We start from the raw sequence: 26,967 nt of genomic DNA on the forward strand, positions 1-26,967 counted from the left end.
GGAAGGGCTAAAAGCTAATAAGGGGAGCTAGTTGCTTGGGCGCTGGCCGCGCTGCGGGCGCATGGCCTGGTACTTGGTGTACTGTTCGGGGGTCAGGATTTCCTTCATTTTGGCCTCCATTTCGGTGCGGCGGGTTTGCATGGCCTGGCGCTCGGCATCGGTGGGCGGGCCGTTGGGGCGAGCCGTGCGGTTGGCGCTCATCAGGGCGTCTAGCTTGGTTTGCTGGTCGGGGGTCAGGTTCAGCTCTTTCATCATTTCCGCCTGGCGGCCCATGCGGCTCTGGCCGGCTGCGGCGGCTGGGTCCTGGGTGACCTGGGCGTGGGCGGCGGGCGCGGTGGCCAGGGCTCCGGCGGCCAGCAGGCCAACCAGGTAAAGGGAGCGGGAGAACATAGTAGTAAGGAAAAGGAGGTGAGTACTACTGCCTTGCGTAGGAATAGCTCCCCAAAGATAGTGGTTACCGGCGCGGTGCTAGGCGGCTAGTCGGCCAGCACCCGAATTGTGCCGACAAACCGTGTTCCTACCCCCGCCAAGACTTCCGGCGTGAAGAGTGCGTGAGGAAAGCCGGATTTCCCAACCCGCGCCCTATAATTGCCGTCTAGTGCCTGGCCGTCGGGCTTGCCGGCGGCCGGCTGTTCACCTTCTGACTCCTTCTTTCTTTATGCCTACCCCCACTTCGTCCCGCTTGTCGGGGCAATTCGCCCTGGTCACTGGGGCCAGCTCCGGCATCGGCGCGGCCGTAGCTAAGTCGCTGGCCGCCCACGGCGCCGGCGTCGTCGTCAACTACATCGGCAACCCCGACGCGGCCGACGCCGTGGTCAAGGAAATCACGGACGCGGGCGGCGTGGCCCTGGCCATCCAGGCCGACGTGAGCAAGGAAGACCAGGTGCAGGCCATGTTCAAGCAGGCCGTGGACCACTTCGGTACGCTGCACATCGTGGTGGCGAATGCTGGTATTCAGGTCGATGCCAAATTCATGGATATGAGCGTGGCGCAGTGGCAAAAAGTGCTCGACGTGAACCTGACCGGCCAGTTTTTGTGCCTGCGCGAAGGAGCCCGCGAGTTTATCCGGCGCGGCCCGCAGCCCGAGGTGAGCATGGCGCTGGGCAAGATGATATGCATGAGTAGCGTTCACGAAGTCATTCCTTGGGCCGGCCACGTCAACTACGCCACCAGCAAGGGCGGCATCATGGAATTGATGAAAAGCTCGGCTCAGGAGCTGGCACCCCAGAAAATCCGGGTGAATGCCATCGGGCCGGGTGCCATCAAAACGCCCATTAATCACGATGCCTGGGCTACCCCCGAGGCCGAAGCCAAGCTGCTGACCCTCATTCCCTATGGCCGTGTGGGCGAGCCTTCCGACATCGGCCAGCTCGCCGCCTGGCTCGTCTCCGACGAGGCCGACTACATCACCGGCCAGACCATTTTTATGGATGGCGGCATGACCTTGTACCCTGGCTTCGCTACCGGAGGGTAGGGCAGTTATAGTGTAGGGTGCGGGGCTCGCCCCCGCCCGTCGTCGAACATCAAGCGTTGGATTCGTTCAATACCAATCGTTCGACGACGGGCGGGGGCAAGCCCCGCACCCTACTTTCATTACTTATTTAACTGATAAGCAACTTGAACGCGGAAAACCAACGCCTCGAAGAAGCAAACACCGGGAAAAAAGACTGGCGGCACTACGGCTCCTACCTCTCGGAGCGGCAGTGGGGCACGGTGCGCGAGGACTACTCGGCCGGCGGCGATGCCTGGAATTATACCAATTTCAACATGGCCCGCTCCTACGCCTACCGCTGGGGCGAGGAGGGCCTGGCCGGCTTCTGCGACACGCGGCAGCTATTGTGCATGGGCCTGGCGCTCTGGAACGGGCAGGACCCGTTTCTGAAAGAGCAGCTTTTTGGCCTGAGTGGGCCGCAAGGCAACCACGGTGAGGACGTGAAGGAATTGTATTATTTCCTGGATGCTACCCCCACGCACTCGTATCAGAAGCTGCTTTACAAGTATCCGCAGGCCGCTTTTCCCTACGAAGAGCTGGTGAAGGAAAACTGCGCCCGCAACCGTCAGCAGCCCGAATACGAGCTGCTGGACACGGGCATTTTCAACGAAAGCCGCTACTACGACGTGTTCGTGGAGTTTGCCAAAGCCGATGCCGATGACTTGCTGATTCGGTACACTGTCGTGAACCGCGGGCCGGAAGCCGCTACCCTGCACGTGCTGCCGCAGCTCTGGTTTCGCAACACCTGGACTTGGGGCAACGACGACTATCGCCCCGCCCTCAAAGCACTGAGCGACAAGGCGGTGCAGGTCAGCCACCGCGAGCTGGGCGAGCTGGCCTGGTACCTGGATGACGCGACCGAGCTGCTGTTTTGCGACAACCACACCAACGTGGAGCGCATTGACGGGCACCCGTCGGGCGAAAAGTTTTATAAGGACGGCATCAACGGCTATGTGGTGGAGGGTAAGGCCGGGGCCGTGAACCCGGCGCACGTCGGCACCAAGGCCGCCGCCCATTATACTATCACTTTGCAGCCCGGCGAAACCCGCCAGGTGCGCCTGCGCCTCGGCCCCGCCGGGCTGGCCGCGCCCTTCGCCGATTTTGAGCAAATTTTCGCACAGCGCCAGCACGAGGCCGATGAGTTTTACGCTGAGCTTCAGCACGATATTACCGATGCCGATGCGCGCCTGGTGCAGCGCCAAGCCTACGCCGGGATGCTGTGGAGCAAACAGTTTTACGACTACGATGTGCCACGCTGGCTGGCCGGCGACCCGGCCCTACCCCCCCCGCCGCCCGAAAGGCTGAACGGCCGCAACGCGGAATGGAAGAGCCTGAGCAACTACGACATTATCTCGATGCCCGATACCTGGGAGTACCCCTGGTACGCGGCCTGGGACCTGGCTTTTCACTGCCTGCCGCTGGTGCAGCTCGACCCGGAATTTGCCAAAAGCCAGCTCCGGCTGCTGTGCCACGACTGGTACATGCACCCCAACGGCCAGCTGCCGGCCTATGAGTGGCACTTCTCGGACGTGAACCCGCCGGTGCACGCCTGGGCTGCGTTCCGGGTGTTTAAGATTGACCAGAAAGCGCGCGGCGATGGCGGCGACGTGGTATTTCTGGAAACCGTGTTTCATCGCCTGCTGCTGAATTTCACGTGGTGGGTGAACCGCAAGGACCGCGACGGGCACAATATTTTTGAGGGCGGTTTTTTGGGATTGGATAATATTGGGGTGTTTGACCGCTCGGCGCCGCTGCCCTTCGGCGGCACGCTGGAGCAGGCCGATGGCACGGCCTGGGTGGCCATGTTTGCACTCAATATGATGCGCATCGCGCTGGAGCTGAGCCAAACCAACCCCGTGTACCAGGACTTGGCCTGCAAGTTTTTTGAGCACTTCCTCTACATCGCCGAGGCCATGACCAACGTGGGCAACACCGCGCTGGACCTGTGGGACGAGGAGGACGAGTTTTATTACGATGCCCTCAACAAGCCCGACGGCAGCGGCCACGAGCTGCTGAAAGTGCGCTCGATGGTGGGGCTGATTCCGCTTTTTGCGGTGGAAGTGCTGGATGAGGATGTGCTGATGGGCGCGCCCGTATTCCTGGCCCGCATGAACTGGCTGCTCGCCAACCGCCCCGGCCTGGCCGACCTGGTGAGCCACTGGCAGGAGCCCGGCAAGGGCGCGCGCCGCCTGCTGAGCCTGCTGCGCGGCCACCGCATGAAGCGCCTGCTGTTCCGGATGCTGGACCCCAACGAGTTCCTGTCCGACCACGGTATCCGCAGCCTGTCGCGGGTGTATCTGGATAATCCTTATGTGTATAAGGCGGACGGTAAAGCGTTCGTGGTGAACTACCAGCCGGCCGAATCGCAGAGCGACATGTTTGGGGGTAATTCCAACTGGCGCGGGCCAGTCTGGTTCCCGGTTAACTTTCTGATTGTGGAGTCGTTGCAGCGGTTTTACCACTATTACGGCGATGATTTCAAGGTGGAGTGCCCTACCCACTCGAACAACTACGTCACCATTCTGGACGTGGCTGACGAGCTATCGCAACGGCTCAACCGGCTCTTCCTGCGCGATGAGAAAACCGGCCGCCGCGCCTGCTTTGGCCCCCGCGACATCATGCAAAACGACCCCAACTTCCGCGACTACGTACTCTTTAACGAGTACTTCAACGGCGACACCGGCGAGGGCCTCGGCGCGAGCCACCAAACCGGCTGGACCGGCCTGGTCGCCAAGCTCCTGCTGCCGCGCTACACGATTGAGTCGCACTACGAAAGCCGAAAGTAGATATTAACGTTTGTCATTAGTCACTCCTCATTAGTCATTAAAACTATGCCTACCCCTGCTCCCTGGCTCGATGCCACCACGACCATCCGCGACGGCATGGTGCATTGGCCCGACAACCTCGGCGTTACCGTGAAGCGCACCCTGAGCCAGGACCGCGGCGATGCCGCCAACGTGACTGAGCTGCACATGAGCGCCCATACTGGCACCCACGTGGACGCGCCGCTGCACTTCACCACCGGGGCCGGCGACACCACGACCCTCGACCTGGGCCACCTCATGGGGCCGGCTACCGTGGTAGCCATTCAGGACCCAAAAAGCATCAGTCTGGCCGAGGTGCAAAAGCTGGATATCAAACCCGGCGCGCGGCTGCTATTCAAAACCCGCATCTCAACTAGTGAGTGGAGCACCGAGCCGTTCAAGCCCGATTTTGTGGCCCTGGATGGCGACGCGGCCCGCCACCTGCGCGACGCGGGCGTGGTGTGCGTGGGCGTAGACTACCTCTCCGTGGGCAAGGCCGATGCCCACCACGCGCTGCTCGACGCGGGCATTTGTGTCATTGAAGGGCTGGCCTTGCAGCACATCGCGCCCGGCGAGTACGAGCTGCTGTGCCTACCCCTTAAAATAGCGGGTAGCGACGGAGCCCCGGCGCGCGTGCTGCTGCGGCCGGCTTAGGTCGGCCCGGCGTAGCGCATTCAGCCAATGCTTACTAAGGCGGGTATAAGTTGCGGTTATTTCCTGCCCTGCCCATGCCTGCTGCCGCTATTGCCGCCACGCCCGGCGCGCTCGCCGCGTTTTTTCAACTGCACGATGCCGGGCGGGTGCCCGCGCTGCTACCCATTCGCTACCACCGAATGCAGGTCGATGCGCTGGCGTTTTTTCGCGGGAGCGCGCCGCTCTATTACGCCCGCTTTGGGGCCGCGCCCGCGCTGGCGGGCGGCCCGGTGGGCTGGCTCTGCGGTGATGCGCACATCGAGAACTTTGGCTCGTACCGGGGCGATAACCGGCTGGTTTATTTTGATTTAAACGACTTTGATGAGGCCGCGCTGGGCCCGCTGAGCTGGGATGTGGGCCGCCTGCTGGTGAGCGTGCGGCTGGCCGCCGCCCACTTTGGCCTACCCCCCGCCGCCCAGCACACCCACGCCGAAACCCTGCTGGCCGCCTACGCCGCCGCGCTGGCCACCGGCAAAGCCTACCTGCTGGAACGGGCCACCGCGCGGGGCCTGGTGCGCCAGCTGCTCAAGAACGTGCAGCAGCGCCGCCAGCGTGAGCTGCTGGCCGGCCGCGTCAGCCGGCGCGGCGGCTGGCACTTTCGCACCCATAAGTCGGCCGTTTTGCGGCCCCTACCCCCCGCCGAGGCGCTGGCCGTGCTGCGCGCTGTGGAAAGCTGGCGGCTGGCCCAGCCCCAGCCGCCCTGCGGGCCGCTGCTCGACGTGGCCGGGCGCGTGGCCGGGGTAGGCAGCCTGGGCGTGCCCCGCTACGCGCTGCTGGCCAAAAGCCGCCACGCCGGCAAGCTGCCCCGGCTGCTCGACCTCAAGCTGGCGCTGCCGGCCGCGCCCGCACCGTTTTGCCCGGTGCCGCAGCCGGCGTGGCCCACCGAGGCGGCCCGCGTGGTGGCGGCGCAGGGCTACTTGCAGGCGGTGTGCCCGGCCCTGCTTCAGCCGCTGGAGCTGGGCGGGCGGCCCTTCGTGCTGCGGGCCTTGCAGCCAGTGGCCGACAAGCTGGACTTTATCAATTTCACCCAGGACGCGGCGGGCTTCCAGGGCGCGCTGCCCGATTTTGGCCGCCTGCTGGCCTGGGCGCACCTGCGGGCGGCCGGCCACCGCGGCGCGGCTGGCCCCGATGCGCTCCGGGCCTTCGGGCAGGGGGTAGGCGAGTGGTGCGCCGCCGTGCTCGGCTTCGCGGCCCAGGCGCAGGCCGCGGTGGAAGCCGACTACGCGGCGTTCGCGCTGGCGTGCCGGGAGGGCATTTTGCCCACGGCCGCGCGGTAGCCGGGCGGCATCCATTCACAGGCTCATCAGCTCCCGAAACAGCCCCGACTGCGCGCGCGAAATTTCCACGTCGGGGCCGTGGCGCAGGCTGATTTTGAGCGTGTTGCTAAACCACGGCTCAATGCCCGCAATCCACTGCAGGTTGATGATTTGCTGGCGGTTGGCCCGGAAAAATACTTTGGGGTCGAGGCGCGCCTCCAGCTGCTGCAAGCTGCGCGCTATCAGCGGCTGGTGCTGTTCAAAATACACCCGCGTGGCGCTGCCGCTGATTTCGAAGAGCCGGATATCGGCCAGCTTCACGAACCAGCAGCGCTCGCCATCCTTCACGAAAACCTGGTCGTGGGCCGTGAGCAGCGGCGCGGGCGCTTCGGGCGCGGGGGTAGGGACCGCCGGCACCAGCGCGGCCGGCCGAAGCTTAGCCAGCGCGGCCGCCAGCCGGGCTTCGCTCACGGGCTTGAGCAGGTAGTCCAGCGCATTCACCTCGAAGGCTTGGAGCGCATATTGGTCATAAGCCGTGGTGAAAATGACGTGCGGCACGGCCCCTTCCAGCGAGGCCAGCAGGTCGAAACCCGACTCGCCGGGCATGTGAATATCCAGAAACAGCACCTCGGGCCGCAGCGCCTGAATCTGCTGGCGGGCCTCGTCGGCGTGGCGGGCTTCGCCCACCACTTCCACATCGGGAAAAGCGCGCAGCAGGTGCCGCAGCTCGGTGCGCGCCAGGCGCGAGTCGTCAATGAGTAAGGCGTTCATTTAGTAATGAGAAAATGGGTATTAAAAGAACGTCATGCTCATCTGGCGTCCGCTTGTCGAAGCATCTCGCGTGGGGTAGTAACCTCAACCGTTTAACGATGCGAGCGAGATGCTTCGACAAGCTCAGCATGACGTTCTTTTAATACCCATTTTCTCATTACCAACCGGCAGGCGCAGCTCGGCCAGCACGGTATCAGGCCGTAGCGGGTCGGGGCCGATGCGGAAGCTGGCGGCGGGCCCAAAGAGCAGCCGCAGCCGCTCGCCCACGTTGCGCACGCCCACGCCGGGGTGGCCGGGCACCGGTTGGTAAGTGCCCGTGTTGCGCACGGCCACCAGCAGGCCGGTGCCCGCCCCGTCGAGCTGGGCGCTCAGGCTGAGGCAGCCGCCGGCCGGGCGCGGGGCCAGCCCGTGCTTGATGGCATTCTCCACCAGCAGCTGCACCGTCATGGGCGGCAGCAGCACGGGCAGGGCCTCAGGGGCTACGTCGAGGGTGTAGCGCAGGCGCTCTTCGAGCTGCATGGCTTCAAGCTGGAGGTAGTTTTCCACGATTTCCAGCTCGGTGGCCAGCGGCACCTGGGCCAGGGTATTGCGCTGCATGGAGTAGCGCAGCAGCTCGGCCAGGTGCGTCATCATGGCGCGGGCGCGGGCGGGGTCTTCCATCACCAGGGCCCGGATATTGTTCAGCCCATTGAACAGGAAATGCGGGTTGAGCTGGGCTTGCAGCGTGCGCAATTCGGCCTCGCGGGCAATGGCAGTCAGCTTCCAGGTGTCAATTTCGGCCAGCCGATAATTGTCCAGATAATGCAGCCCGAAATAGACTGCCGCCCAGCCCCACATCACGAAAAAGACGTTCAGCGCGTAGCCGATGTACTGCGCCCAGGGCAATCCCTGCCCGCTCTCCTGGGCGTGAGTAAGGGCTAGTAAGCTCGTAATCAGCAGGCCAATAAGTAGGATGCCACCCAGGGCGATGGCTAGGTGCGCCAGCAGTAGCCGGGGCAGCAGCGCCGCCAGCGACAACGCCACCCACTTGTGCCGCCGGGCGTAGAGACGCAACAGATGACTACAGCCCAATAGCGTACCCGCCACGATGATTTCAACCCCGATGAGGGAAGGCGTAAAGCGCCCGAAAATACTTGCCAGCACCCCGCCCAGCACGCCGTAAAGCGTCCACCCCATAACCTGGAGTGCCCAATAGAGGCCAGGGCGAGTGGTGAAGTGCATCGGAGAACGAGCTGAATAGGTGGAGAAGCAGCCGAAGCTAGCGCGTGAGGAAACCAATTGCGTCGGTCACAAAGTGGCCGAACATATTCGAGGGTAAGTCGCGCCGCCAGACGTACAACAGGGCAAGTACTGCTCCGCTGAGGGCTACCGCGCTCAAGTGAACTGCCCCCCACCCCCGGAGATGAGCGAAAGTAAACGCCGCAATTGACACCCCAACGGCCAAGCTAGCGCTACCGGAAAGCTGCCGGACTTTTTCAATTAAATAACCGCGGAAAAGTATTTCTTCAACTACGGCAGCGCGTAGAACCAGCAAAATCCGGTACCAGTAGGGCGTGTTGAGAATAGCCTGGGCCTGCGTCAGCGCAGCAGTTGAAGCGGCGGGCGACTGATGAGCGATAACCGCAAACTGGATGCCCATAATCACAGTCACAATAACGGCTGCCAATAAGCCAAATAGCAGGCTTTTTCAGGTAGGGCGGCGAAAGCCAATCGAACTAAGGGGTAAGTGTTCCACGGCCGTCAGCCAATAGAGAATGGCGAGCGCGAAAGACCACCAGATTGCTTCTCGGGCAAGCAGAGCGGACATGGAAGTGCCGGAAATGAGCCAATGCCCAATTGGCAGCAGACAGAAGAGTAAAGTGCCGCCAAGTCCGCAGAGCGCAAGCATTGTTGTGCGCGGTGACGTAGGGTAAGCGAAGCTGTTGTCCATCTTTAGGGAGGGATTAAAAATAGTACAATAAATTATGCTTGCCAGTAGGCCCGCGCGTGCCGGCGGTATGACCAGTAGAGCGCGCCTGCCAGCCCCAGCAGCGCACCCGCCACAAACACCGGCACCCAATAGGGCGCGCTGGCCGCCGTGCGCACCCCAATAAACAGGCAGCCGAACGAAATCAACCCCGCCGCGAAGGCGTAGGGTAGGGCATCGTAAAACCAGGCGTAGGGAAAGAGATGCGCGCCTGTGATGATGCCGTAGGTCATCACGAAGTACGCCGGGTGCTGGCCAAAAATGAAGAACAAGAACGGGAAATAGAACAACTGAGCAAAATTCAGCCACAGCCCCAGCGGCTGCAAGGGGTTGTGCGGCAAGGTCCAGGTAGTGCGCAGCAGCTTTGAAAAAAGCCAGGCCAGCGGCAGCAGGGGCACCCCCACGAAGAAGGTTATGAAGCTCTTGGACTGCGGCGGCAGCGGCAGCGTCCACACGTAAGCTATTGCGGCCCACACTACCGTAGCCGCCAGAATAAAATCGAGCCCATTCTTGGCCTTTACTGATAATTCCAGCCGTAGCGCATCTAAAAGGGTTGCGGCGGCTGGCTCGTGATTTTCTGGCTTAGTAGTCAGCATGGCTGGGGATGAAGGTTGGAAAGGTGAAACCAGTGCCCGAACGACTGCAACGAGGCCCCGAACGGCTGGAAAGAGGCCCCGAACGACTGCAATGAGACCCTGAACGGCTGCAATGGGACCCCGAACGACTGCAATGGGACCCCGAACGACTGCAATGGGACCCCGAACGATTGGGACGACACCCCAAACGACTGCAACGAGGCCCCGAACGACTGTGATGAGACCCCGAACGACTGCAACGACACCCCGAACGGCTGAAGCGACCCCCGGAGTCGTTGGGGCGGGGACTGGGATGATTGGGGCGAGTGCTAGGGCTGGTTGCTATCGGCCGGCCGTGGCCCGTCATGGTTACTGTGAACGCGGGGTGGGGACTCGGGGCCGTTTGGGCGGGCGGTGGGCAGCGCCAGAACAAAATTCCAGCGAGAAAATAGGCGAGCGGACATGCTGACCAGCAGGTTGAGGTGAAAGAATGCCCAAACCTAGTCGCGGCCCTACCCCCCTTCAAGCCACCAAGAGCCGAGCGGTCGGGGGCGGCGCTGAGTGGTAAAAAAGGCGGCCCCAACCGCCCTCAGCGGCTACTCACCCTGCGCCCGCGTTATTTGCGGCTATGAACAGACCAATCATCGTCCTGATGGGCGTTTCGGGCAGCGGCAAAACGACCGTGGGCGAATTGCTCTCCCAACAAATCGGCGTGCCGTTCTTCGACGGCGACGATTTTCACCCGCAGGCCAACATTGACAAAATGGCCCACGGCACGCCCCTCACCGACGCCGACCGCGCCGGCTGGCTCGCCGACCTGGCCCAGCACATCGGGCAGTGGGAACAGGATAAAGGCGCCATTCTGGCCTGCTCGGCCCTCAAGGAAAGCTACCGCACCACCCTGCAGGCCGGCGCGCGGCAGCCGCTGGACTGGGTGTTCCTGACCGGCGACCGGGCCTTGCTGCTGCAACGCATGGAAGGCCGCCAGGGTAGCTATATGAAGGCCAATATGCTCGATTCGCAGCTCGCCACCCTCGAAATGCCCGCCTATGGCCTGCACCTCAACGTGGCCGATTCGCCCCAGCAACTGGTGGACAAAATAAAGGCCGGGCTGCCGCAAAGCCAAGGGTAGCCGGTTATTAAGTGATGTTACGCAAAGCTTATCGCCCTCCGCGTTCACCTCACCCCCTAGCCCCCTCTCCTGCGGAGAGGGGGGACTAGCTTTTAGTTTTAGCTCTAATTTAACTAATTGATTTACACTATAAAATTAAGCTAGAGCTAGTTCCCCCTCTCCGCAGGAGAGGGGGCTAGGGGGTGAGGTGAACGTGGAGGGCGATAAGCTTTGCGTAACAGCAGTTTAATAAACCGACTTGTTACTTACCAAAACGTGCGGCTCACGGCCAGCGTGCCGTAGAAAAAAGCGCTCGTGTTGCCGCCCGTCGGAAGGTGCAGCGGCACCAGGTAGCTGGGCGTGGCGGCCACCACGTAGCGCCCGGCCGCGAAGCTGACCGGCAGCGAAAGCGTGTAGCCCAGCGCGCTGAAACCCGGCGTGGCCGGCTCGGCAAACGCGGTAGTGGTGGTGCCATTGCGCCTGGTTTTGACCACGGTGGTCTTGCCCAGCGAGGTGGCGTAGAAGTGCTGGCTGCCCGCCCCAACCTCCACGGTGGGCTCGATGCTGAGCGTGTCGTGGGCCAGCACGGGCAGCTCAAAGCGGTGGCTGGCGTTGAGCGTCAGCACGAAATCGGTCTTACTACCCAGAAATAAATCGGCGCTGACGCTGGCCGTGACCAGCCCAAAAAACTGCGTGAGGCTGCCGCTGAGGTCATTGCGCAGCGAGGCCTGCACCAGCGCGCTCTCGCCGTAGGCAAACAAGCGCGTGTACTGCACGGTCCAGTACGTGTCCGAATTGCTCACCGATTGCCAGCCGGCCATCAGCTCGCCAAAGTTGTAAAACGGCTCGTGCAGGTAGGTGTAGGCGTAGGAGTGGTTGAGGTAGCCCGACGCGAGGAAGCCGCTGGGAGCCTGGTAGGTGAGGGTGGTGCCGAGGTAGCCGCGGTCGTCGGCGGCCTGCGGGGCGCGTTGCAGGTAGGTGGTGCGGTTGGCGGTGCTCAGGCCCAGCGTGAGGCGGGGCGGGTGAACGGTGGCGGCCGAGTCGGGGGGTAGGGAGGCAGCGGCCACCTGCCCCGTCAGGAGCAGGAGGGCCGCCGGCAGCCAGTGGCGTGCGGAACGAAGCATGAAGGAGGGGATAGGAAATTCTTCAAAAGCAAGCAGCCGGCCATGAGGAAGTCATGAACCCGCCCGGCTCACGCAAACCTCAACCAACAGGACGGATGTTTGTGGCTGGCCTGGGGCCGGCAGCCAGACGGACGCCGCCCCCGATGGTTTAGCGTTGTTGGAAAAAATGCCCATTTTTTGCGCTGGCTTGCTCCCATCCGGGTTCGGCCGGACCTTTGTGCCCATGAAAACAGTAATTTGGCGGAGCGTGCTGGCGGGTTTAGTGCTGTGGCTAGGCAGCCTGGCCCCGGCCCGCGCGCAGGGCCCGGCCCCTACCCCCCCGCTGCTGCGCAGCCTCTCGCTCACCTTCGACACGGTGCGCTACAGCCTCGGCGAGCAGATGCTGACCGTGGCCGGCGAGCCCCGGCTCTATTTTTATTACCACGACGACAACCAAGTGGCCGAGCTGCGCCTGATGCCCAGCCGGGCGGGGGGTAGGGCACCGCGCCTGCTGCCCTCGCCCGATTTCGTGCTGCAAGACTCGCTCATCGCGGGGCCCAACGGCGAGTATCGGGGCATGATTCAATTCCATAATCTCACCGGCGCGCCGTTCGTGCGGCTGGCCTTCGCGCCGGCCGCCGACTCGGCCGGCCGGCCGGCGCGGGCCACGCAGCTCGTGAGCCTGCTGCCCCTCACCCGCACCACGCTCGACGCGCGCCTCACCAACCCCGAGCTGTTTATTGGCGAAGAAAAAGTGCTGGAGCTGAGCACGAACAACCTGGCCAACGTGCGCGTGCCCAACGAGTGGACCAAGAACCAGGACATTGACTACAAGCTGGCGCGCGAAAAAAACGGCTTGTTTCTGCACCTCGTGCCCAACACGCTGGGGCCGCACACCGTTATCGTGCGCGCCCAGACCGAGCGGCCCCATCTCGACGGGGCCGGCCGCCTCAGCTACCAGCTCTCGCCGCTGCGCCTGGATTTTGTGGTGCGGGCCAGCCGCCTGCGCTTCCTCACCGCCGACCGCAAGGACATTACCTACGACGAGGCGGGGCGCACCACGGGCACCGAATTGATTCTGGACGATGGCCACAACTTCGACCTGCGCCGCACCTACCGCATCGAGGGCCAGCAGGACCCCGGCGGCGCGCTCATCGCCGAGCTGTTTACCCGCAGCTATTTGTCGAATGACCGGGTGCTGTGCCAGCTGCGGGTCTATAATACCCACCGTCAGGCCGACGGCTACCTCTACATCAAGGACGGCGACGTGGCCAAGTATATTACTAATTTCGACATCACGCCCCGGCCGCGCATCGCCACGCTCAGCGTGCTGCACCGGGGCGGCGACTGGACGACCAGCACCACCATCAACCCCGGCGAAACGGTGGACGTGCGCCTCGAAGGCGAGTCGCTGCTCAAGGGCCGCTACCACTTTGATGGGGCCAACATCATCCCTTCGGACTCGTCCACGCGCTCCGAGAAAACCGTGATTTACCGCGTGCAGGTGCCCCTGAGCAGCGTGCGCCGTCGCGTGGTGGTGTTCGATGGCAACGCGCCCACCGACTTTGCCCTGACCGTGAAGGAGGCCCAGCGGCCCCACCCGCTCAACTTCGTGCAGGTGAATTATGGCAACGGCCCGCACCCCATCACGCAGCTCAACGGCCCCATTCTGTATGACAAAACCATCCCCGACGTGGTGTTCAGCTTCAACACCAACGCCATCGACGAGAGCCGCGACCTCTACGGCCGGCAATATCTGACGATGGACGTGCGGACCGTGGACGACAAGGGCAACCTCATCGACCAGCGCACCGTGGACCAGCTCGTCATTTGCCCCGGCGAGGCGTCGCCGCGCTACGCCTACTACCAGGGCAGCGACTGCCAGGCGGGCAATTTCAGCCTCAACAACATCTTGGGCCGCAAAACCTACGACCTCGACGCCTGGTACCGCATCATCATCACCGTGCGCGACGATGCCAAGCAGTACAGCACCAAGGGCTACTCGCAGCAGGTGGAATTGGTGTTGCGCCGCCACGTCAACTTCGACGTGAACGTGAGCTTCCCGGCGGGCCTGCTCACCAAGGTGCAGGGCGTGGATGGCTACGGCAGCTTCAGCGGCATCAGCCTGGCCACGCTGGCGCAGCTCAGCTTCTATGCCCCCGACAAAATAAACCGGCAGCGCCCCTACCGCATCGGGGCCGGCTTCGTGGCCCTGAACGCCTTCAACCTATCCCAAAATGCCACCGGCCGCGACCTGGGCATCGTGGTGCTGGGCTCCGTCACGCCCATCCGCACCGGGGCGCGGCTCACGTTTCCGCTCTACCTGGGCGGCGGCTATTTGCTGTCGGCGGGCAAGCCGTTCTTCCTGCTCGGGCCGGGCATCGGGGTCACGTTGTAGGGGGGGTAGGGAGTTAGCCCCGCCCGGCGCTGCGGCGGGCTGCCGGCTTTTTCGCCGGCTGTCCGCTCGTCGTTCGCGCCGCTCGTCCTTTCAAAGAGCGGACAGCCGGCGAAAAAGCCGCCCGCCCGCCCGGATACTCCGCCCCCATACGTTTCATGCCAATGCTTATCTACTTCCTGTCCCGCCGCGTGGCCTCGGCTCAGGATAGCACGCTTACCCGGCTCATCCATCAGAACCAGTACGCGCTTACCCCCCAGGGCAGCCAGTTCAGCGGCCCCGGCTGGGACAAGCTGCGGGCTTCCATCCAAAAAAGTCAATTTGTCTTACTTGGCGAAGACCACGGCACGGCCCAGATTCCGCAGTTTGCCGCCGCCGTGGCGCGGGAGTTCAGGCCGGCCGTGTTTGTGGCGGAAGTGGACCCTTACGTAGCCCAGACCCTTACGCAGCTGGCGGCCCAGCCCGGCTTGCCCACCGCCTACGCCCGGCAGTATCCGCAGGCGCTGTGTTTCTACGACTGGCGCGAAGAGTTTGAGCTGATTCGGAGTCTGCGGGCGCAGCAGGTGCGCCTCGTGGGCCTAGACCAAGTGTTTCTGGCCAATGCCGCGCCTACCTACGCCCGGCTGGCCAGCGAGGTAAAAAGCAAAACGGCCAAAGCCTACTTTCAGCGCCGCGCCACCGCCTTCCAGGCCCGCGACCAGGCCAACGAGCGCCTGGGCAAAAAGGACTATATACTGGCTAGCCAGCCCGCCGCCGCCCTCGACAGCCTGCGCACGCTCACCCAAGGCGAAAGTCCCGCCGTGCGGCAGCTGGTGCAGGATTACGCCGCGAGCTACGCCATCTACCAGAGCCAGTTTAAGGGCACGGGCGGCCACCAGGAACGCCTCAACCTGATGCGCCGCCACTTGCTGCAAGAGTTTCAGCGCTACCAGCCGGCCACCACCCAGCCAGTATCCAAGATGCTGTTCAAGTTCGGGGACGCGCACCTAGCGCGGGGCCTCAGTCCCATTACTGGGGATGATTTTTACGATGTGGGCAACCTCGCGCAAGACCTCGCCCAGGCTCAGGACCAAACTTCCCTGCACCTGTACGTAGCTGGCCGGCAAGGCAGCGCCGCCATCAGCCTCAACCCTACCTTTCCCGACAAAATAGCCCGCACCTACGCCGCCACCGACAAACCAAAGCTCCAGCTATTCTTTGCCCAAATGAGCAGCCCGGCCTGGTCGGTTTTCGACCTGCGCCCCGCCCGCCGCGCGCTCACTGCCGGCACGCTGCACCTGGCCAGCCCTGGCCTCCAGCGTATCATTCAGGGCTACGACTACCTCGTCGTCATCCCCGAAACCACCGCCAGCCACCCCATGTAACGAAGTAGGGTGCGGAGCTGGCCCCACAACCCCGAAACTGCATTCGGCCAGCCGCAGCCGTCCATCTCCTGCCCCGAGCAGCGTGTCGGCGGTCAAGAGTAGGATATCTTTTAACCCGAGTAGGATATCTGCCATAGAAAGCAGCCTGTCGGGTACCCTAAGTAGGATATTTGCGAGACAGAGTAGGATATATACGGGTCGGAGCGGCATTTCTTCAACTTATGAAGGCCTTTCTGCTCGGAATAGGAGCTAGCTGCCGACATCTTTCAACCTAAAACCCTACCAGCGCCAGCCCACCACGGCCCCGCCGTAATAATTGCGCCCCGGCGCGGGCTCGAAGGAGCGTCCGCCGAAGGCGTTCAGGTCGTTGCCGAGGCTGTAGCGGCGATTGGTGGCGTTGGCTACCCCCCCGTAAAGTTCCAATTGAAGCTGGCCCAGCGTGCGCCGCCAGCCGGCCCGGCTGCCCGCCACCCAGTAGCCGGCCGCGTAGTCGGTGTTGGCATCGTTGAGGGGTAGGGCGGATTGGTGGCTGATGGTGGGGCTGAGGTAGAAGCCCTGCGCCTGGCTGAAATCCAGGCCCGCGCTGAGCGTGTGCGGCGCGGTGCCGGTGAGCTGGTTGCCGCCGTAGGCTTGCCCGGTGGCCGATTCGTACGTGCCAAACCGAAAGTAATTGTAGGCGTAGCTGGCCCAGGCGCGCAGGCCCGCCGCCGGGCTGTCTGCGTCGGGGGGGGTAGGGGGCTGCCAGAGGTAGCCGTTGGCCGCCACCTCGGCCCCGCGCTGGTGGGTGGTGCCGGCGTTGGCGAAGAGCTGGATGCCCTGCGCGTTGGAGCGCGAAACGATGGTATTGCGCAGCTCCAAATCAAACAGCGCCACGTCGAAATTCAGCCGGCCGCCCAGCAGCGTGCCCCGGCTGCCCACCTCGTAGCTGGTGCCGCGCTCGGCCTGCAAGTCGCGGCTGATGGTGCCGTCCGAAGGCCGCAACTCGGCCTCGGTGGGCGGCGAAAAGCCGGTGCTCACGTCAGCGTAGGCCGAAATATTGCTGCTCAATTCCTTGAGCAACGCCAGGCGCGGCGACACCTGGGGCCGGAAATCGCGCCCTACCCCGTAGCCCGTGGGGTTGGCGGCGGCCGACGAGATTCGGTCAATCTGGTAGCGCAGGCGGTTGTAGCTGGCCCCGGCCGTGAGCAGGAAGCCGGCCGGCAGCTCGTAATCCGCTTGCGCAAAGACGAAGCCCGTGCGGGTCCGTATCTCGTCGTCGTAGCGCAGCGTAGTGGGCGCGCCGCCCACGTTGAGGTAGCTGCGCGAATCGGTGAACGAGGCTTGAAACTCGCCGCCGCCCTGCACCCGCAGCACTCGCCCGGCCAGCCGGCCCCGGTAGTGCAGCGCCGCCCGCCCGCCGCCGCCCAGAATGGCATCGCGCTCCCAATCCACGAGATAAGGCGTTTGCACGCTCGTGTTACGGCCGTAGAGCGTGGCCACCGTGCGCCAGTTGTCGGAAATCCGGTACTCATGCGTGACGCCCAGCAAGCCGGTTTGCGAAGCGTAGCTGGCCCGCTGGGTCACCGTGCCGGGGCCGGTTGGCGCGTCGGGCCGCGCCTGGCGCGAGTCCTGCCCGAACTCGGCGCGGGTGAGGCCGCCCGGCAATTGATAATACAAATCGGTGTAGAGCGCGTGCACGGCCAGCGTCTGCCGGTCGGTGGGCGAGGTTTGGCCATCGAGGGCGAACACGTCGCGGCGCAGCGCGCTCTGCTCGCGGTAGCCGTGCAGCTGCTGGTGCGCGTATTGGGCGCGAAAATAATCGCCGTTCGCCTTGCTCGTTTCCACCGAGGCCGTGAAGCGCCGCAGCCCGAACGAGCCCACCGAGTAGCCCACCTGCGCCCGGCCCTGGCCCACCGCGCCGGCGGAGGCCAGGGGGGTAGGGCGGCGGTTTTCGAGGCGCACCACGCCGCCCGTGCCGGCCCCGTACACGCTGCCCGCCGGCCCCTTCAGCACCTCGATGCGCCCGATTTGCGCCGGGTCCAGGATGTTGAGCGGGCTCGTGCCATTCGCCTCCGTAAACGGAATGTCGAAGTAATACATTTTCACATTGCGCACCCCAAACGGCGAGCGCAGCGTGCTGCCCCGCACGCTGATGCGGTAGCTGCCCGTGGCCCGCTCCTCCAGCCGCACGCCCGGCAGCGTATTCACCGCCGAAGCCAGCGAGCTTTCATTAAACCGCTGAATAATCGTCTGGTCAAGCACGCCCACCGCCGCCGCCGTGCACCGCAGCGGCAGCCGCTCGCCGTAGCCCACCACGGTAGCGGCGGGCAGGGCGCGGGCGTTCAGCGTATCGGGGGGACTCGGGGCGCGCTGCGCCGCCAGGCGCAGGGCTGGTAGCAGCAGTAGGGATAGCAGGGAATAGCGTGGCAGCATGAAGGCATAACGAGGTTGCTTCGCCAAACGGTTAGGGTGGGGTAGGGGTTGGCGAAAGTGTCGGCGCGCCGGCAACTTCTTTGTAAAGTAGGGTGCGGGGCTTGCCCCCGCCCGTCGTTGAACAATGCTTATGCGAGTCGTTCAACGATGGGCGGGGGCAAGCCCCGCACCCTACGCCACCCAGTGCTGTACTGCTGCCAGACAACCACTACAAGCAACCAGCTTCCCCCACGGCCCAAAATCCCCACAGAATCGGCCAGTAGTTTTGCGCTTTATTCAGAGGTTGCTATCCCATGTCGTTTATTAAAAAAATTACCGCCCCGCTAGCTCTACTGGCGCTACTCAGTGCGCCCGCGCTGGCCCAAACCCAGGCCGGCGCGGTGCGCGGCACGCTGCTCGATGCCGCCACCGGCCAGCCGATTCCCTTCGCCTCCGTGGTGCTGCTGCGCCTGCCCGACTCCACGGCCGTGGCCGATGTGCAGACGACGGAAGCCGGCGTTTTTGCGCTGGAAAAGCTGAAGCTTGGTGCCTACGTGCTGCGCGCCAACGTGCTGGGCTACCGGGTGGGTAGGCGGGGAGTAACCTTGAGCAGCGCCGCGCTGGTGGCGCAGCTCGGCAGCCTGCGCCTGCGCCCGGCCGCCACCCGCCTCACCGAAGTGGTGGTGACGGCCGAGCGACCGCCCGTGAGCACCGACCTCGACAAGCGGGTGGTGAACGTGGCCAAGGACCTCACCGCCGTCGGCGGCACCGCCACCGATGTGCTCCAGAACGTGCCCTCGGTGGCCGTGGACCAGACCGGCGCGGTGAGCGTGCGCGGTAAGAGCGGCGTCACCATCTTCATTGATGGCAAGCCAACCGGGGCGGCGGGCGGTGCGGGTGGCGGCAGCCTCGACCAGATTCCGGCCAGCAGCATCGACCGGATTGAGGTGATTACCAACCCCTCGGCGCGCTACGACGCGGCCGGTTCGGCGGGCATTATCAACATCATTCTCAAGAAAAACCAGCGCGACGGCTTCAATGGCGTGGCTTCGGGTGGGGTAGGGACGCGCAATAAGTACAACACCTCGCTCACGCTCAACTACCGCAAGGGCAAACTGAACGCTTTTGGCTCGTATGATTTCCGGCGCGACCCGCGCTTCACCAACGGCAGCCTGGACCAGGCGACCACCGGCCCGGTGCTCGATTCCGCCACCGGCCAGCCCACCACCACCGACCACACGCTGTTTCTGCACCAGAGCCGCCAGGGCCAGACCGCCCAAACCTCGCACGCCGTGCGCGTGGGTCTGGAATACGCCCTACCCCACGACCAGACCCTGACGCTGGCCGCCCAGCCACGCTTCAATACCTACCAGAACGACGAAACCATCCTGTCGCGCCAGCAGGACCAGACCCTCAACCAGCCGGTGTACGTGGGCACCAGCGACCGCCAGAACGCCAGCCTGGGCCACAACAACTCGGCTGATTTTACCTTCGACTACCGCCGCCTATGGCCCACCCGGCCCGGCCGCGAGCTGTCGGCCGGGGCCGTGTACACGCCGCTTTCGGCTGATAATAACCTGGCTGCCAACCTGCGCTACCTCGGCGATGGCACCGCGGCTACTCAGCAGCAGGCTTTTCACACGTCCCTGCACCAGGGCGCGGCGCAGGTCGATTTTACGCAGCCGCTGGGCGAAAAAGGGCGTTTTGAAACCGGGGCCAAAAGCACCTGGCAGCGCTCCGACAACCGCTACGATTTCAGCAGCACCGCCACCAGCGCCAGCCCGGCGCTGGCGCAGCAGTCGGTTTTTTTGTATCAGGAATACGTGCAGGCGCTCTATGCCAGCCTGGGTGGCGAGCTGGGCAAGCTGCGCTACCAAGGCGGCCTGCGCCTGGAGCAAACTAACACCCACGGCCAGCAGCAGCAAACGGGCGAAGAGTTTCGGCGCAGCTACCTCAACCTTTTTCCGAGCGGCACGCTGGCCTACGGGCTGCCCCGCGAGCAGCAGGTGCAGCTCAGCTACTCGCGCCGGGTGCAGCGCCCCAACCAGGGTGAGCTGAACCCCTTCCTCGACCGCTCCGACCCGCTGAACCTGCGCGCCGGCAACCCCGCCCTGCTGCCCGAGTACGAGGGCCAGGCCGAGCTGGGCTACCAAAAAGGCTTCGCCAACAAAGCCTCGGTGGCCGTGACGGGTTTTTACAGCCTCGAAACCCAGACGATTACCAACTTCCGGCAGGTTATCAGCGACCCGCTCACCGGCAACCAGGTGACGAGCAGCAGTCGCCTCAACATCGGCCAGGAAACCAACTACGGGCTGGAATTGGTGGGCTCCCTACCCCTCGCCGCGTGGTGGAAGCTGAGCGGCTCGGCCTCCGTCTTCCGCCGCCTCGTGCGCACCACGCTGCTGGCCTCCGACTACACCAACAGCAACATCGTGGGCACGGCTCGCCTCAACTCGACCTTCACGCCCATCAAGAAGCTTGATATTCAGGTGTCGCTCAACTACCGCTCGCCGGTGGTCACGGCCCAGGGCCGCCGCCTCACCTCCGTTAATACCGACCTCGCCGCCAAGTACAGCTTCCTACCCCAGGACCGCGGCACTATCACGCTGCGCGTGTCGGACGTGTTCAACACCTTGCAATACAACTTCCTGGCCTACGCCCCCGGCCTCGACTCACGCAGCTACAATAAACGCGAGTCGCGGATAGCCTTCCTCAATTTCAGCTACCGCTTCGGCCGCGATGGGGAGGCGGCGAAATCCAAGCGCAAAGAGGAAAAGGACGATGCCGGCCGGGGGTTTGAGTAGAAGACAGGGTAGCAACAATATTGAAAACTCGCTAATGAGCCTTTATAATGTCGATTTCGACCAGATTTTAGCGCTTGATGAACAGCGCGCCGCCTTACTTGCAGCCCTAACCTGTGAAAAAATATACCCGAATTATTCGCAATTCAACCGAGAGGCAAAATGGAGAAATGTCGAAGATTTAGCAAAGGCTGTTGAATTTCTTTATACAGCCGCTATTGATGGAAAGTGGTCTCAAAAAGCTGCTAAAAAAGCGCAGATTAACGTTGGAGAATCAATCCCAGATATTGATAATTTTATTGAGTATAACAGTGTTGGCTATGCTTTTGATGCATCCTTAGCAATAGATGCAGCATTAAGCTTCCTGGTTACTGATGATAAGCAGCACGTTATTGACTGTGTCACACATGCGCTCAATACTGTAGATATGTTTGTCCAATAATTGAATGACTTGGACCCAAATCGACCTGACTTAAATCAGGTAGTTGATGATAGCCAGTACATGCAACATGAAAGTCAGCGGCAGCAAGGTCTACTGGCGTTGTTAGCGAAAACACAGGCGCTAACACCCGAACTTGTATCAATGCTTCGCCAAGAACAGAAGCTGACTGAGGCAATGATTAATCTTAATTTACTGCCAGCGTAGCCAATTCCCTGCATCTGACGCAAATACCGCGCGTTATCCTTAATTCAAGGGGGATTAAAAGCGCACATCGTTTTCAGCCGGCACATGCACCGTGCCCGCCCGCTCGCGCAACGGCCGCCCCTGCCGCCCACTGTGCTGCGCCTGAATCTCAGCCACAATAGCCAGGGCAATTTCCTCGGGCGTCTCACTCCCCAAATCCAACCCAATCGGGCTGTGCAGCCGCTCGCGCAAGTGCTGCACTAAGTCGGCTGGAAACGCATCCAGCTCATCCAGCAAGCGTTGCGCCTTGAGGCGTGGCCCCAGTAGGCCGATGTAGGGCGCGGGCGAGGCCAGCAGCGTTTGTAGCGCGGCCAGGTCGTAGGCGTAGTTGTGGCTCAGCAGCACGTGGTAGGCGCGCGGGTCGGGCATGGTCATTTCCAGCTCGCGCACGGACGTGAGGCGTACTTCGGCGGCTTCGGGGAAGCGCAGGGGGGTAGGGAGGTGGGGCCGGCCATCGACCACCGTAATGTGCCAGCCCAGCGAAGCAGCCAGGTGCACCAGCGGCTGCGCGTCGTTGCCGGCCCCGTACACCACCAGGCGCAGCGGCGGCACGAGCACTTCCAGCGAGGCCCGCACCGGGCCGGCATCGGTGTCAATGTCCAGCACCCGCGGCTGGCCCAGCGCCAGCGTGGCGCGGGCGGCCTCGGCCAGCGGGGCGGCCAGTAGTGGCGTGCCGCGCACTACCCCCGTTTCGGACAGCAGCACGCGCTGGCCCACGGCGGCTTTCAATCCGCTGGCATCGGTGGCAAACACGGTGGCCAGTACGGCGGGGGTAGGGTGCCGGGCAAAGTCGCGCAACAGCTCCAGCGGGTTATCAGCATTGTTAAAATCGAGCGGCTCCAGCAGGATGCGGACCACGCCCTGGCAGCCGGGGCCGAGGCCGTGGCGCGGGTCGTCCTCGTCGCGCGTGTCGTAGGTCACGAGCGCCGGCTCGCCCTGGAAAATGGCCCGCCGCGCCCGCTGCCGCGCATCGCCCTCCAGGCAGCCGCCGCTAATGGCCCCGGTCAACTCGCCGTCTTCGGTCACCAGCATCCGCGCCCCCGGCCGCCGGTAGGCCGAGCCGATAACCTCCACCACCGTGGCCAGGGCGCAGGGGTGGTGCGCGGCGCGGTGCTGGTCGTAGGCGAGGAAGAGGCGTTGGAGTTCAGTCATAGCAGCAAGAAGGCCGGTTGGGGCAGTACGCCCGGCGTCAGGGCCGGGTTATCCAAACCATCGGCCCGCGCCCGCAGTTTTGGGGCCGCGGGTAAAACCTGCTCCAAAACGGCCTACCCCCCAGCACCGCCGCCGATGTCGTGGACATCTACGCCAGCATGAATAACGGCGCGCTAGGCGAAGATTACGAGCAGCACAAGCCCACGCTGGGCCAGGTGAAGCTGGAGGATTTTGCTAAGGAGTTCGCGGTGGCTTTTTGAAGTCAACAATAGGCGACCATAGCTCCACGCAACGAGAAAGCGCCCCGCAGCCAATCGGCTACGGGGCGCTTTCGTGTGCTACCAACTGCCACCTACAGCAGCTTATCAATCGTAATCGGTAGCTCCCTAACCCGCTTGCCGGTAGCGTGATACACGGCATTAGCCACGGCCGCCGCCACGCCCAGCATCCCGATTTCGCCTACCCCCTTCACGCCGATGGGGCTGGCGATGTCGTCTTCCTCCTCCACGAAAATCACGTCGATTTTGTGAATGTCGGCGTTCACCGGAATGTGGTATTCGGTCAGGTTGTGGTTCATGTAACGGCCCTGCACGTTGTCGAGGTAGGCCTCTTCCATCAGGGCCATGCCGATGCCCCAGACCGTGCCGCCGAGCACCTGGCTGCGGGCAGTTTTGGGGTTCAGGATGCGGCCGGCGGCCACGGCGTTCACCACGCGGGTGACGTGCACGGTGCCCAGGTCCTCGTCCACTTTCACCTCCACGAAGGCTGCATTGTGCGAGTGCATCGAGTACTTCAGCATGTTAATCGGGTTGGGGCCGGCTTTGCCATCGGCCTCCACCTGCTCCTCGCCGCTGGCTCGCAGAATATCCTTGATAGCCACCGACTTGCGGATGTCTTCGTTGGTGCGAATGTGGCCGTCCACGAATTGCACGTTCTCGAAATCGAGGCCAGCCAGCGGGGAGCTGTCCATCTTCTGGGCCAGCTTGAGCAGCTTTTTGCCTACTTCCTGGCAGGCATCTTTCACGGCCGCGCCCACGGAGTTGGCGGTCCAGGAGCCGCCCTGCACGGGGGCGGCGGGGTACTCCGTATCGCCCAGGTTAAACTGCACCTGCTCCATCGGCAGGCCCAGGGTTTGGGCGGCCATCTGGGTCATAATCACGTAGGTGCCCGCGCCCTGGTCGTTGGTGGCGCTGTTCACGGTCAAGGTGCCGTCGGCTTTCAGTGTGGCTTTGGCGGCGGCCTTCTGCATGGAAGCATCCCAGCAGCCAGTGGCCATGCCCCAGCCCACCAGCAGGTGGCCGTCGCGCATCGAGCGCGGCTCAGGGGTGCGCTGGTCCCAGCCGAAGCGGGCGGCACCTTCGTGGTAGCAGTCAAGCAACCGCTTGCTGCTAAAGGGCTTGTTCTCGGTCGGGTCCTCGTAAGTGTAGTTGAGCAGGCGGAATTGCAAGGGGTCCACCTTGGCTTGGTACGACAGCTCATCCACGGCGCTTTCGATGGCAAACGAGCCGGTAGCCGCGCCGGGCGCGCGCATGTCGGCTGGCGTATCCACGTCCAGCTTGGCCAGCTGGTAGGCAAACTTGCTGTTGGGCGTCTTATACAGAATGCCCGACCAGTTCACTACTACTTCGGTTTCGTCCTCAAACTGCGAAGTCTCAGCAAGAGCGTTGTGCTCAAGGGATTGCAGGTAGCCCTGGTCGTCGGCCGACAGCTTGATATCCTGAATGGTGTGCGGCCGGTGGCCCAGGCCAAACATCTGCGAGCGCGTGAGCGACACCCGCACCGAGTGTTTCAGCTCCAGCGAGGCCAGCACCGCCAGAAAAACCTGGTGCTGCGGCCGCAGCCCCGAACCGAAAGCCCCGCCGGTGAACTTCGAAATCACCCGCGCTTCCTCCTTACTGAGCCCGAAAATCTTGGCGATGTACTGCTGGACGTTGGGCGCGCCCTGCGTTTTGTCGTAGATTTTCAGCTTCTTACCATCGCCCAGCCACTCCACGGTGGTGGCAAACATCTCCATCGGGTTGTGGTGCTGCGCGTGGTGCGTGTACTCGCCCTGAATCTTGTGCGGCGCCTCGGCGTAGGCCTTGTTGGCGTCGCCCTTGGGCTTGGGAGGGGGTAGGAAGCCGGTTTTGCCCTTGGGCGCGTCGAAGGCGTCGCCGCGCGCTTTTTCGAGGTCGGTGTTGTACTCGGCCACCTCGTATTCTACCCGCAGAATGGACGCCGCGTAGCGCGCCAGCTCAAACGTTTCGGCAATAACCAGCGCCACTGGCTGCTGGCTGAACAGGATTTCGGCATCGTGCAGCGGGCGAAACGGCGAGCCGCCGGGGGCCACGTCGTCCTTGTAGCTGCGGTCGAACCAGGCCAGCGAGGGCACATTCTCGTGCGAGAATATCTGCTTCACACCGGGTAGCGCCAGCACCGGCGCGGTATCAATCTTCGTGATTTTACCCTTCGCGATGGGGCTGCTCACCACGTAGCCGTACCACAAATCGGGCACGTTGAACTCGGCGGCGTAGGTGGCCGAGCCCGATACTTTGGCCGGGCCGTCGGTGCGGTTTAGTGGCCGGCCAATAACGTCGGTACCCAGGCGGACGGTGGGTGGGGTGGCAATAGTCTGACTCATATAGCTTACGGATTAGAATTTAGAAAAGCGGCAGAATCAAGCTCCTGGCTCATTTCGGTGGCCTGCTTGAGGGCGCGCACGATGGCGCGGCGGCCCAGCTCAATCTTGAAGCTGTTCGGCCCGTATCCTTTAGCTTCGGCAAAGACCTGAGCGGCCACCTGACGGAACAAATCGGGCGAAGCCGGCTGACCTTCCAGCAGTTGCTCGGCTTCCGGGTTGCGCCAGGGCTTGTGGGCCACGCCGCCCAGCGCAAAGCGGGCAGTTTTGATGGTGCTACTCTCCATTTCCAAACCCACCGCCACGCTCACCAGCGCGAAGGCGTAGCTGGCTCGGTCGCGCAACTTGAGGTAAGTAAAATTCTTCTCAAACCCGCGCTTGGGCAGGTCGATGGCCGTCACCAACTCGCTCGGCTTCAGTGTGTTGTCCAGCTCTGGCTTGTCGCCCGGCAGGCGGTGAAAGTCCTCAAACCGGATTGTCCGCTCGCCCTCGGGGCCTTGCACGCGCACCACGGCCTCCAGCGCCGCCAGGGCCACGCACATATCGGAGGGGTGGGTAGCGATGCAGCTCTCCGAGGTGCCCAGCACGCCGCACACCCGGTTGAATCCCCCGATGGCCGAGCAGCCCGAGCCCGGCTCGCGCTTGTTGCAGGGGGTAGCGAGGTCGTAGAAATAGTAGCAGCGGGTGCGCTGCAACAGGTTGCCGCCGTCGGTGGCCATGTTGCGCAATTGCGGCGTGGCCCCGGCCAGAATCGTCTGGCTCAGCAGGGGGTAGCGCGCCTGCACCTGCTCGTCGTAGGCGGTGGCCGAGTTGGTGGCGAGTGCGCCCAGGCGCAGGCCGCCGTCGGGCAACGACTCAATCTGACTCAGCGGCAGGTGGCCGAGGCCGGTGAGGTGGGTAGGGCGGGCCACGTTGTACTTCATCAGGTCGATGAGGTTGGTGCCGCCGCCCAGGTAGGCCGCGCCGATGTGGCTGGTATTATCGGCCACGGCCGCCTGCACGGCCTCGGCTTGGGTGAGGGTGAAGCTGTTCATAGGGGGCTGATAATTAGTTAACTGAGCTGGCAGCGGTGGGCTGCGCCGGAATGGTAACCAGCGTGCCATTATCGACCACGACCTGGCCATTGTGCAGCACTTCCATCACGGCCGACAGAATATTGGTGTAAGCCCCGCAGCGGCAGAGGTTGCCGCTCATCAGCTCGCGCACCTCGTCGGCGGTTTTGGCGCGGCCCTCGTTGATAAGCCCTTGGGCCGAACAAATCTGGCCCGGCGTGCAGTAGCCGCACTGAAAGGCGTCATGGTCGATAAACGCCTGCTGCAAGGGCGACAGGTTGTCGGCGCTGCCCAGGCCCTCAATGGTCTGAATATCCTTATCTTGATACACCGTGGCTAGCGCCAGGCAGGAATTGATGCGCTGGCCATCCACAAGTACCGTGCAGGCGCCGCACTGGCCGTGGTCGCAGCCTTTTTTGGTGCCGGTCAGGTGCAGGTACTCGCGCAGGGCATCGAGCAGGCTGGTCCAGGGCGCGATGTCGAGGGTGTGGTCCTGGCCGTTTACGCGCAACGTCACGGGCTGGGTAGGCACCACCGCGGGCGGCGTTTTATCGAGCGGCTGTTGGATGAAATGTGGGCTCATACAGCGGTAAGTAAGAAATAGTGGCTTTGGCAGCCGGGAGTTTACAGTGCTAATCCCTACGCACCAAGAGGTTGGTTTGATGTTTTTATTAGTCTAAATAAGACTGTCAGCTAATCTTAAGGTAGAATTAAGTCTTGAAAATCAACAGTGCAGCTT

Annotated in this window: 20 protein-coding genes and 1 pseudogene; 9 read left to right on the plus strand and 12 right to left on the minus strand. The window is 63.3% G+C overall.

Annotated elements, in window-relative coordinates:
* Nucleotides 1-27: 27 nt before the first annotated feature.
* Nucleotides 28-390 carry a hypothetical protein gene (locus A0257_20715; protein AMR29279.1) on the minus strand — a complete coding sequence of 121 codons (363 nt, stop codon included), beginning with the start codon at nucleotides 388-390 and terminating at the stop codon, nucleotides 28-30.
* A gap of 268 nt (nucleotides 391-658) precedes the next feature.
* On the opposite strand from A0257_20715, the gene A0257_20720 reads away from it, so the two are divergent.
* The 4 genes from A0257_20720 (at nucleotide 659) to A0257_20735 (ending at nucleotide 6,266) form a co-directional block, all read left to right on the plus strand.
* Nucleotides 659-1,474 carry a sugar dehydrogenase gene (locus A0257_20720; GenBank protein ID AMR29280.1) on the plus strand — a complete coding sequence of 272 codons (816 nt, stop codon included), beginning with the start codon at nucleotides 659-661 and terminating at the stop codon, nucleotides 1,472-1,474.
* Between the two features lie 143 nt (nucleotides 1,475-1,617).
* A complete protein-coding gene (locus A0257_20725) occupies nucleotides 1,618-4,278 on the plus strand; it encodes a glucosidase (GenBank protein AMR29281.1) in 2,661 nt (886 codons plus the stop codon).
* A gap of 45 nt (nucleotides 4,279-4,323) precedes the next feature.
* A complete protein-coding gene (locus A0257_20730) occupies nucleotides 4,324-4,950 on the plus strand; it encodes a hypothetical protein (GenBank protein AMR29282.1) in 627 nt (208 codons plus the stop codon).
* A 74-nt stretch (nucleotides 4,951-5,024) separates the two neighbouring features.
* Entirely contained in the window at nucleotides 5,025-6,266 is a 1,242-nt protein-coding gene (locus A0257_20735) for a hypothetical protein (protein AMR29283.1), read from the plus strand.
* A gap of 15 nt (nucleotides 6,267-6,281) precedes the next feature.
* Here A0257_20735 and A0257_20740 read toward each other — a convergent pair whose 3' ends face one another.
* The 5 genes from A0257_20740 to A0257_20760 form a co-directional block, all read right to left on the minus strand.
* Entirely contained in the window at nucleotides 6,282-7,016 is a 735-nt protein-coding gene (locus A0257_20740; protein ID AMR29284.1) for a DNA-binding response regulator, read from the minus strand.
* A 123-nt stretch (nucleotides 7,017-7,139) separates the two neighbouring features.
* A complete protein-coding gene (locus A0257_20745) occupies nucleotides 7,140-8,237 on the minus strand; it encodes a hypothetical protein (GenBank protein AMR29285.1) in 1,098 nt (365 codons plus the stop codon).
* Nucleotides 8,238-8,274: 37 nt separating this feature from the next.
* Nucleotides 8,275-8,682, minus strand: coding sequence for a hypothetical protein (locus tag A0257_20750; GenBank protein AMR29286.1), 408 nt, complete (start codon nucleotides 8,680-8,682; stop codon nucleotides 8,275-8,277).
* Between the two features lie 296 nt (nucleotides 8,683-8,978).
* The gene (locus A0257_20755) at nucleotides 8,979-9,578 is read right to left on the minus strand and encodes a hypothetical protein (protein ID AMR29287.1); all 600 of its coding nucleotides are present in this window, start codon (nucleotides 9,576-9,578) and stop codon (nucleotides 8,979-8,981) included.
* Nucleotides 9,572-9,817: a hypothetical protein gene (locus A0257_20760; GenBank protein ID AMR29288.1), complete on the minus strand. Its 246-nt coding sequence runs from the start codon at nucleotides 9,815-9,817 to the stop codon at nucleotides 9,572-9,574. The genes A0257_20755 and A0257_20760 overlap by 7 nt, the downstream gene beginning before the upstream one ends.
* 368 nt (nucleotides 9,818-10,185) lie before the next feature.
* Between A0257_20760 and A0257_20765 the strand changes: the two genes are divergently transcribed.
* Complete coding sequence (locus A0257_20765; GenBank protein ID AMR29289.1) at nucleotides 10,186-10,689, plus strand: hypothetical protein; 504 nt, start codon at nucleotides 10,186-10,188, stop codon at nucleotides 10,687-10,689.
* A 245-nt stretch (nucleotides 10,690-10,934) separates the two neighbouring features.
* On the opposite strand, the gene A0257_20770 is transcribed toward A0257_20765, so the two are convergent.
* Nucleotides 10,935-11,792, minus strand: coding sequence for a hypothetical protein (locus tag A0257_20770; protein ID AMR29290.1), 858 nt, complete (start codon nucleotides 11,790-11,792; stop codon nucleotides 10,935-10,937).
* Between the two features lie 223 nt (nucleotides 11,793-12,015).
* Here A0257_20770 and A0257_20775 point away from each other — a divergent pair, with 223 nt between their 5' ends.
* On the plus strand, nucleotides 12,016-14,169 hold the full coding sequence (locus A0257_20775; protein AMR29291.1) for a hypothetical protein: 2,154 nt from the start codon (nucleotides 12,016-12,018) through the stop codon (nucleotides 14,167-14,169).
* Between the two features lie 161 nt (nucleotides 14,170-14,330).
* A complete protein-coding gene (locus tag A0257_20780) occupies nucleotides 14,331-15,530 on the plus strand; it encodes a hypothetical protein (GenBank protein AMR29292.1) in 1,200 nt (399 codons plus the stop codon).
* A gap of 279 nt (nucleotides 15,531-15,809) precedes the next feature.
* On the opposite strand, the gene A0257_20785 is transcribed toward A0257_20780, so the two are convergent.
* On the minus strand, nucleotides 15,810-17,942 hold the full coding sequence (locus A0257_20785) for a hypothetical protein (protein ID AMR29293.1): 2,133 nt from the start codon (nucleotides 17,940-17,942) through the stop codon (nucleotides 15,810-15,812).
* Nucleotides 17,943-18,235: 293 nt separating this feature from the next.
* On the opposite strand from A0257_20785, the gene A0257_20790 reads away from it, so the two are divergent.
* Nucleotides 18,236-20,725, plus strand: a complete 2,490-nt coding sequence (locus tag A0257_20790; GenBank protein ID AMR29294.1) for a hypothetical protein — start codon at nucleotides 18,236-18,238, stop codon at nucleotides 20,723-20,725.
* A 34-nt stretch (nucleotides 20,726-20,759) separates the two neighbouring features.
* Entirely contained in the window at nucleotides 20,760-21,164 is a 405-nt protein-coding gene (locus A0257_20795; protein AMR29295.1) for a hypothetical protein, read from the plus strand.
* 258 nt (nucleotides 21,165-21,422) lie between these two features.
* On the opposite strand, the gene A0257_20800 is transcribed toward A0257_20795, so the two are convergent.
* The 4 genes and pseudogenes from A0257_20800 to A0257_20815 all read right to left on the minus strand — a co-directional run bounded on the left by A0257_20800 (nucleotide 21,423) and on the right by A0257_20815 (nucleotide 26,811).
* Nucleotides 21,423-22,559, minus strand: coding sequence for a hypothetical protein (locus A0257_20800; GenBank protein AMR29296.1), 1,137 nt, complete (start codon nucleotides 22,557-22,559; stop codon nucleotides 21,423-21,425).
* Between the two features lie 352 nt (nucleotides 22,560-22,911).
* Nucleotides 22,912-25,179, minus strand: coding sequence for an aldehyde oxidase (locus tag A0257_20805; GenBank protein AMR29297.1), 2,268 nt, complete (start codon nucleotides 25,177-25,179; stop codon nucleotides 22,912-22,914).
* 5 nt (nucleotides 25,180-25,184) lie between these two features.
* Nucleotides 25,185-26,210, minus strand: coding sequence for an FAD-binding molybdopterin dehydrogenase (locus A0257_20810; GenBank protein ID AMR29298.1), 1,026 nt, complete (start codon nucleotides 26,208-26,210; stop codon nucleotides 25,185-25,187).
* 94 nt (nucleotides 26,211-26,304) lie between these two features.
* Nucleotides 26,305-26,811 (minus strand): annotated as a pseudogene (locus A0257_20815) ((2Fe-2S)-binding protein).
* Nucleotides 26,812-26,967: the final 156 nt, after the last annotated feature.

Origin of the sequence: Hymenobacter psoromatis, from assembly GCA_001596155.1 — a bacterium.
Lineage (GTDB): Bacteria > Bacteroidota > Bacteroidia > Cytophagales > Hymenobacteraceae > Hymenobacter.